Here is an 8109-nt window from a genome sequence, read left to right on the forward strand (position 1 = left end):
GTTGTTTTTACCTTTCTATTTTTCCAATTTTTCTTCTAATTGTTTTACTTTATCTCTAAGTTCTGCTGCTCTCTCAAATTGTAAGTTTTGAGCAGCCTCCATCATCTCTGATTTTAATTTTTCTATATTATCTCTTATTTCATCTTTATCATCAGTGTCAGATATTCCATATACAACTTCTTCCTCTGCTACCTTAGTAGCTTCTATACTATCTCTTATACTTTTTTGTATAGTCTTAGGAGTAATATTATGTTCTTCATTATATAGATTTTGTATATCTCTTCTTCTCTTTGTCTCATCAATAGCATTTTGCATTGAATCAGTTATTCTGTCTGCATACATGATTACTCTTCCATTTTCATTTCTAGCAGCACGTCCAATAGTCTGTATTAATGCTGTTTCGGAACGTAAGAAACCTTCTTTATCAGCATCCAAAATTGCTATAAGTGAAACTTCTGGTATATCTAATCCTTCTCTAAGTAGATTTATTCCTACAAGTACATCAAACTTTCCTAGTCTTAAATCTCTTATTATTTCTGTTCTTTCTAATGTAACTATATCTGAATGCAAATATTTAACTTTTATCCCTATCTCTTTAAGGTAATTAGTCAAGTCTTCACTCATTTTTTTGGTTAAAGTGGTTATAAGCACTCTTTCATTTTTTTCTATAGTTTTAGTTATTTCTCCTACCAAATTGTCTATCTGATTATTGATAGGTCTTACTTCTACAATTGGGTCTAAAAGTCCAGTTGGTCTTATTATTTGTTCCGCTATAGTTTCTGAATGTTGAATTTCATAAGGCCCTGGTGTAGCACTTACAAACAACATCTGATTTATATTTCCTTCAAATTCTTGAAAATTTAATGGTCTATTGTCAAGTGCGGAAGGTAATCTAAATCCATTCTCTATAAGAGATGTCTTTCTAGACCTATCTCCTGCATACATACCTCTTACTTGTGGTATAGTAACATGTGCCTCATCTACAATTATTAAATAATCATCTGGAAAGAAATCCATTAAAGTATATGGCTTTTCTCCTTCTTCTCTACCTGTAATATGTCTTGAGTAGTTCTCTATCCCTTGACAAAATCCTATTTCTTTTAGCATTTCTATATCGTACTTAGTCCTTTGTTCAATTCTTTGAGCTTCTAAAAGTCTATCATTTTCCTTAAAAAATTTTATTTGCTCTTGAAGTTCGTCCTCTATTTCTACAATTGCCTTTTCAATTCTTTCTGGTGTTGTTACATAGTGAGATGCAGGGAATATAACAATGTGGTTTCTAGTACCAACAATCTTTCCTGTTACATAATCAATCTCTGTTATTCTATCTACCTCATCACCAAAAAACTCTATTCTTATTGCTTTCTCATCGTTACTTGCTGGGAATATCTCTAGTATATCTCCTCTAACTCTAAAGGTACCTCTTGTAAAATTTATGTCATTTCTTTCGTATTGTATCTCTATTAACCTTTTTATTACATCATCTCTGTCTCTTTGCATACCTGGTCTTATAGATAGCATAAGTTCTTTATAGTCTTTTGGATCACCCAGTCCATATATACAAGATACAGATGATATTATTATAGTATCTCTTCTTTCTAAAATAGATGCCGTAGCAGAATGTCGAAGTTTATCTATTTCATCATTTATGCTTGCATCTTTTTCTATATAAGTGTCACTGTGAGCTACATATGCTTCTGGTTGATAGTAATCATAGTAACTTACAAAATATTCAACTGCATTGTCTGGGAAAAATTCTTTAAACTCACTGTAAAGCTGTGCTGCTAGTGTCTTATTGTGAGCCATTATTAGGGTAGGCTTTTTAACTTGCTGAATGATGTTTGCCATTGTGAATGTTTTTCCTGAACCCGTTACTCCTAATAATGTTGAAAATTTCTCATTTCTATTTATAGAATCCACTATTGATTTAATAGCTTCTGGTTGGTCACCTGTAGGTTTGAAGTCTGATTTTATTTTAAAATCCACGGTATCACTCCTTTTTCGAACATTAGTTCCTAACATTTATTATTATATCATACCTTTATAAAATTGTTTAAGTTATTTTAAATATTTTACCCATTTAAATTTTACTTAAATCTAAAATATAAAAAAAGACTTCTATCTTTACAATAGAAGTCTATAATACATGTAAAATAAATACTTTATCCAATTTATATGATAAAATCAAATGCCTCTTTTTCAGTTCCATCCAACATTAAACCAAATAACTTTAATATAGTTGCTGCATGTGCCCTCAAATCTCCATTCTCTATAACCACACCACTTTTAATATTAGGTCCAAAAGCTATAAATGGAGGTCTATTACCCTTAGTAGGTAAATGACCATGTGTTGCAACAGCAAATTTATAATCTTTTATATCCGAATCCTTTATAATATTTCCTTCTACATCATTACCAAACGAAATTCCTTCAATTCCTTCAATTACCATTTCAAAATCACCTTCAAGACCAAGTTCAGATGCTTCCTCTTTGCTAAAAATATTTTCTATGAATAATTCTTCTTTAAACTCCTCAAGTAGTTCTCTTAACTCCGTTAATCTATCTAAGTTATTTACTATTATCTGAGCTGATATACCAGAAGAATTTACGTAGGCATCAAAATGTTTAATTTCTCCATCTTCTACTGTTATAAATCCTCTTGATTCAAGTAAAACATTTGGATTTATAACTTTGTCAACTCTAAGATGACCATGGTCTCCAAGTATTATAAAGTTTGTATCTTCATATGTACCTGCATCCCTTGTAGCTTGAATTATATCTCCTAGCCATTCATCATTCATTTTCAATGCTTCATCCACTTGCTCATTAAATAATCCATAATTATGTCTTGTGTGGTCCAATGTCGCCAAATGTATCAACATTAAATCAGGCTTATAGTCCTTTATAATATCTACTGCACAGTTTACTCCAAACAAATCCATGTTAGGTTCTAGCTTCCAATCAATATAATGACAATGTTTATTATAAATACTATCCATTATAATCTTACTAGAACTTTTTTCAAAAGTCTCTCTTGGATTATCTTCTCTATTAGGTGCCCATATTTCTGCAATATTAAAGTCTATATTTGGATTTGCTCCCATTACAGGCCATAATACACTAGCGGTAGTTAAATTATTTTCTTTTGCTACATCTAAAATAGTTTTTGTTTTTATATCCTTTGAATACCAATACCAATCTTTGTTTTCTTTATTTGGGTCAAATTTTTCATTATGATATATACCATGCTTTTTAGGATATACTCCTGTAACCATGCTAGTATGGCATGGATATGTTAAAGTAGGATATACACAATTTATATTTTTTACTATAGAGCAATTCTCTAATATAGATTTAAAATTTGGGAGATTTTTTACGAATTTCAAGTCTTTTTCAAATAAAGAATCTACTGATAATACTATAACTTTTGTCATTTACATTACCTCTTCATTCATATATTATTAAATACTTTTAATCAGTTTATGGCTATAAATAATTATTTATTTGTTTTATCTATTACTGCTTGCATTGCAGAAGTTCCTTTACTTACTGCATCTTTTGGAGATACATTTAAGTCAGTAAGTCCCTTTTTAATTTCATCCATTAGCTTATCAGTTGCTTCTTTATATCCATTTAACATTGGAAGTGCTACAGCATATTGTAACTGGTCAGTTGCAACTTTATATTGAGGTTTCTCTTTATATAGTGTTTGTAATTTTTCAGACTTAGTTGCATCTTCAGTTGTTGGTAAGTACCCTGTTGATGAACTGAATTGAACTATCTTATCTGTTTGAGTCATCCATTTTATAAATTCTGCACTTGCTTCTTTTTCTTTATCTGTCCCACCTTCAAGCATAACTAGATTTGCTCCACCTGTAGGAGTTGCGTATTTTTGATTCTTTGGTAAAAATGCTGTTGATATTTCAAATTTACCTTCTGTTTGTTGCATAAGTCCTGCTAAATCAGCTGTTGATGTAAATATCATGCCTACTTTACCATTTACAAAATCTTGTTTTGCCACATCCCAAGCATTATAATCTTCTCCAGGAGGCATTTTCATTATTCCATCTTTCATCATATCTTGCCAAAATTTAACTGGTGCTTGCCCTGCTTCATTATTAAACGCTACTTTTTTACCATTAGTTATTTCTCCACCACTTTGCATTACCATAGCTTCATAGAACCAAATATCTATTGGTGTTTCAAAACCATAAGTATCTTCTGATTTATTCGTCATCTTACTAGCATAATCTTTAAGTTCTTCCCATGACTTTGGACCTGAAGGGTCAAGACCTGCTTTAGTTGCCATATCTTTATTTATGTATAATATTGGAGTACTTCTATTAAATGGCATCCCAACAAACTTGTTTTCGTAATATGAATTTGTTAAAAGACCAGAAAAAAATCTTTCTTGGTATGTTTTATCAAAATACTTGCTCATATCTACTAAAGCTCCTGCTGATGCAAATGTACCTGTTTGAGTTATTTCTAGTAATGTTACATCTGGTTGGTCTTTAGAAGTTAAGGCTGCCTGTAATTTTGTTGCATTTTCATAGTAATCTTTCTGTTTTAGCATATTTACTTGTACATCTTTATGCTCACTATTAAACTGGTCAACCATTTTTTGTGCAGTTTCTCCATTAGTTCCACCCAAAGGAGCCCAGAAATCTATCTTTGTAATATTGCTATCAGTTTTTTCCCCTTTAGATGTATTTGAATCATTAGAATTTGAACACCCAACTAAAGAACCTAATAATAATGTTATTGCTAATCCTGTTGCTAATTTTCTTTTAAGCTTCATTTTCATCCTCCAAATTTAGTCTTTAATTTTTTATTTTATTCCTGAATACATAAAAGCTTCTTTTACCTTTTTATTTGCAAATATATATACAAGAATTATTGGTAAAATTAGAATTATATTTCCTGCCATTATTACATTCCATGCAGTAATTCCTTCTGAAGATTTAAGAAGTGCCACCCCTATTGGTAAAGTTCTTATGGCATCTGTATTTGTCATTACTAGAGGCCAAAAGTAATTGTTCCAATGATATATAAAATTGAATAATATAAATGTTATTACTGCTGGTTTTGCCATAGGAACCATTACTTTAAACATTATCTTTAAATCAGAAGCATTATCTAGTTTAGCTGCTTCAATAATCTCATCTGAAATCTGCATGAAATTTTGTCTAAGTAGAAATATACCAAATGAAGATGTCATAAATGGAATTATAAGTGGAACATATGTATTTATAAATCCAAACTTACTCATCATCATATATACTGGTAAAAAAGTTACTTGTGGTGGAATCATAAGCCCTATAAGTAAAAGTCCAAATAATACCTTTTCGCCTTTAAATCTAATTTTAGAAAATGCATAAGCTGCTGGAACCATCACTAAAAACTGTATGATTAAAACACTTCCTGTTACAAATACACTGTTTAGTAAATATCTAAAAAATGGTCCTGAATTCCATGCTGTGCTATAATTTTCTAACACTATATCATTTGGTATTATAGTAGGTGGTAATTGCATCATTTCTTGTGGATTTTTAAAAGATGTCGATAACATCCATATAAAAGGAAATATAAATATTGCAGATAAAAGTAATAAAACTAATACTTCTATTGATTTTGATGCTATTTTCTTTATATTAATTTTGTCTTTTTTGATAGGTTGTATAATATCCATTTTCTCCTCCTTCTTGATAGGCCTTATGTCTATTTTTTTATTGATAGTGAACTTTCTTTGACAGTAATCTGAAATTAGCATATGTAGCAATCATAACTATAGCTAGTAAAAACATACTCGCTGCACTTGCTTGTCCTATATCATAATATATAAATCCAGACTCATATATATAATAAGACAACATATTGGTTGAACCTAATGGCCCACCTTGTGTCATTATACTTATCTCATCAAACACTTGAAATGATGCAGTTGTTGTTGTTATCATAAGAAAAAATATTGTTGGTGACAATAATGGCAATGTCACTTTAAAGAAATTAGTTATCTTGTTCGCGTTATCTAATTTAGATGCCTCATATATATAGTTTGGTATGGATTTAAGACCTGACAACACTATTAAAATATTATATCCAAGAGTTTTCCATATTCCTATTAGAATCAGTGACATTAAAGCTGAGCTTTCACTTGAAAGCCATTTTGATGTTGGTAAATGTAGTGTTGACAGTATCCAGTTTAAAAAGCCATATTGTGGCTCCATAATCCAAAGCCACAATACAGCTACAGATACTAGTGAAATTACATGTGGTGTAAAGATTATACTTTGCGTTAAATTGTGTATTATAGAGTTTTTATTTAACCAAACAGCAAGTACTATAGCTAATGAAATAGATATAACTACCATAAAGAAAGTATAAATTGCTGTATTAGTTATAGTTTGTATGAATTCTGGATTCTTTAAGAGTTCTGTATAGTTATTTAAACCTACATTTTCAAAAGTCGAACTAAGAAGACTTCCTGATTTAAAACTTAAAGATATTGTCTTGATTATTGGATATACTATAAACAAAAGAGTTCCTATAATAGCAGGTGTTATATATAAATATGCTTTGTTAAATTGCTTTTTCATAAATATCTCCTTTGATTTTAGAATACATATTTTTACATTTTTTTAAATCTTCTACTCTCTCTCCATACTTATCAAAATAATATAAATCTTTTTCTAACACGCTTATTCTTAAGGTTCTTCCAATATCAAATATATCATTTTCTGTTTTAACTCTTATCTCACTATCAAGAACAGATAGACAATATATAGTTTCATTTCCCAAGACTTCTTTAGTAACTACTTTTCCAAATAAGCTAAATACACCATCATTTTTTCCATCTATATTTATACTCTCTAGTGTTGCTTTTTCTGGTCTAAATCCAAGCTTAACATCATTTTTGATACTTAGTATATTCATGCAAGGATTTCCAATAAACTGGGCTACAAATAAGTTTTTAGGATTTTGATATATTCTCTTTGGGGAACCTATTTGCATTATCTTACCTTTGTTCATTATCACTATCTTATCTGCCATCGACATTGCCTCAACTTGGTCATGAGTTACATAAACAAATGTAGATTTTAGTTTTTGATGTAATTGTATTAATTCTGTTCTCATTTGGTTTCTTAATTTAGCATCTAAATTTGATAATGGCTCATCCATTAAAAATACCTTTGGATTTTTAACCATAGCTCTAGCAAGTGCTACTCTTTGTCTTTGACCTCCAGATAAATTACCTGGTTTCACATTTAAATATTCTTGTAATCCTACCACATCAATAACTTCTGTTATAAGTTGTTCTCTCTCTTCTTTAGGTACCTTCTTATTCTTAAGACCAAATTCTATATTTTCTTTGACAGTCATGTGTGGATATAACGCATAGTTCTGAAATACCATAGCTATATCTCTTTTGCTAGCATCCGTTTTTGTTACATCATTTTCTTCAATTTTTAATTTACCTGAAGTTATATCTTCAAGACCTGCAATCATTCTTAGTGTAGTAGATTTACCACATCCACTTGGGCCTACCAACACTGTAAAAGAACCATCTTCTATAGTAAGATTTAAGTTTTCTATAACGGTATTTTTTTTATTATAAGATTTTGTGACATTTTCTAGTCTTATATCTGCCATTTTTTATCCTCCTAAAATATTTGATTTCATTTTATGATTTGCTTATAGATTAATAATACTCTTAATTTGTAAAGGATATATTAAGACAAAGTGAATATATAGTAAACTTATTAAAATGAAGGTTAAATTGTAAACATTTTTTGTTAAATATACTAAACTTAAATGAATATGCTATTTATATTATTTATAACTTTCTATAGTTTCTATATTTAATATTTAGTATAACAAGATAATTTTAATTTACAGAATGATATATAAGACTCTTTATTTTTATAAGATTAGAGTTGAAAATAAAAGAAAATAAAAAAGACCTCTATGGGGGATAGAGGCCTTTAAGTGGGGGAGATTGAGTAATTTATTTTTGCTATATTAAGTTTTACAATTATATTATGTCCCAAATTTGTAGGGTCTAAACATAAAAAACAAAACTTTTTTTAATTTTAATAAATTTACTCA

Annotated in this window: 6 protein-coding genes; all 6 read right to left on the reverse strand. The window is 29.5% G+C overall.

Annotation, left to right across the window (positions count from 1 at the left end):
* Positions 1-15: 15 nt before the first annotated feature.
* Positions 16-2022 carry an excinuclease ABC subunit UvrB gene (uvrB, locus tag Q3287_RS03590; protein WP_054271856.1) on the reverse strand — a complete coding sequence of 669 codons (2007 nt, stop codon included), beginning with the start codon at positions 2020-2022 and terminating at the stop codon, positions 16-18.
* 149 nt (positions 2023-2171) lie between these two features.
* The gene (locus Q3287_RS03595; RefSeq protein ID WP_407963539.1) at positions 2172-3434 is read right to left on the reverse strand and encodes an alkaline phosphatase family protein; all 1263 of its coding nucleotides are present in this window, start codon (positions 3432-3434) and stop codon (positions 2172-2174) included.
* Positions 3435-3496: 62 nt separating this feature from the next.
* Positions 3497-4801: an ABC transporter substrate-binding protein gene (locus Q3287_RS03600; RefSeq protein ID WP_407963540.1), complete on the reverse strand. Its 1305-nt coding sequence runs from the start codon at positions 4799-4801 to the stop codon at positions 3497-3499.
* A 30-nt stretch (positions 4802-4831) separates the two neighbouring features.
* Positions 4832-5692, reverse strand: coding sequence for a carbohydrate ABC transporter permease (locus Q3287_RS03605; RefSeq protein WP_054271859.1), 861 nt, complete (start codon positions 5690-5692; stop codon positions 4832-4834).
* A gap of 37 nt (positions 5693-5729) precedes the next feature.
* On the reverse strand, positions 5730-6599 hold the full coding sequence (locus tag Q3287_RS03610) for a carbohydrate ABC transporter permease (protein ID WP_074179237.1): 870 nt from the start codon (positions 6597-6599) through the stop codon (positions 5730-5732).
* Positions 6583-7653 carry an ABC transporter ATP-binding protein gene (locus Q3287_RS03615; protein ID WP_407963541.1) on the reverse strand — a complete coding sequence of 357 codons (1071 nt, stop codon included), beginning with the start codon at positions 7651-7653 and terminating at the stop codon, positions 6583-6585. Before Q3287_RS03615 ends, Q3287_RS03610 begins: the two co-directional genes overlap by 17 nt.
* Positions 7654-8109 lie beyond the last annotated feature (456 nt).

This window comes from Clostridioides sp. GD02404 (assembly GCF_045898275.1).
In the GTDB taxonomy this organism is placed as follows: Bacteria; Bacillota; Clostridia; order Peptostreptococcales; family Peptostreptococcaceae; genus Clostridioides; species Clostridioides difficile_A.

What these genes read in the sequence shown, in the direction of transcription:
- uvrB (WP_054271856.1), bottom strand. Translation starts at nt 2,022, where the DNA reads ATGTTAGGAACTAATGTTCGAAAAAGGAGTGATACCGTGGATTTTAAA.
- Q3287_RS03595 (WP_407963539.1), bottom strand. Translation starts at nt 3,434, where the DNA reads ATGACAAAAGTTATAGTATTATCAGTAGATTCTTTATTTGAAAAAGAC.
- Q3287_RS03610 (WP_074179237.1), bottom strand. Translation starts at nt 6,599, where the DNA reads ATGAAAAAGCAATTTAACAAAGCATATTTATATATAACACCTGCTATT.
- Q3287_RS03605 (WP_054271859.1), bottom strand. Translation starts at nt 5,692, where the DNA reads ATGGATATTATACAACCTATCAAAAAAGACAAAATTAATATAAAGAAA.
- Q3287_RS03615 (WP_407963541.1), bottom strand. Translation starts at nt 7,653, where the DNA reads ATGGCAGATATAAGACTAGAAAATGTCACAAAATCTTATAATAAAAAA.
- Q3287_RS03600 (WP_407963540.1), bottom strand. Translation starts at nt 4,801, where the DNA reads ATGAAGCTTAAAAGAAAATTAGCAACAGGATTAGCAATAACATTATTA.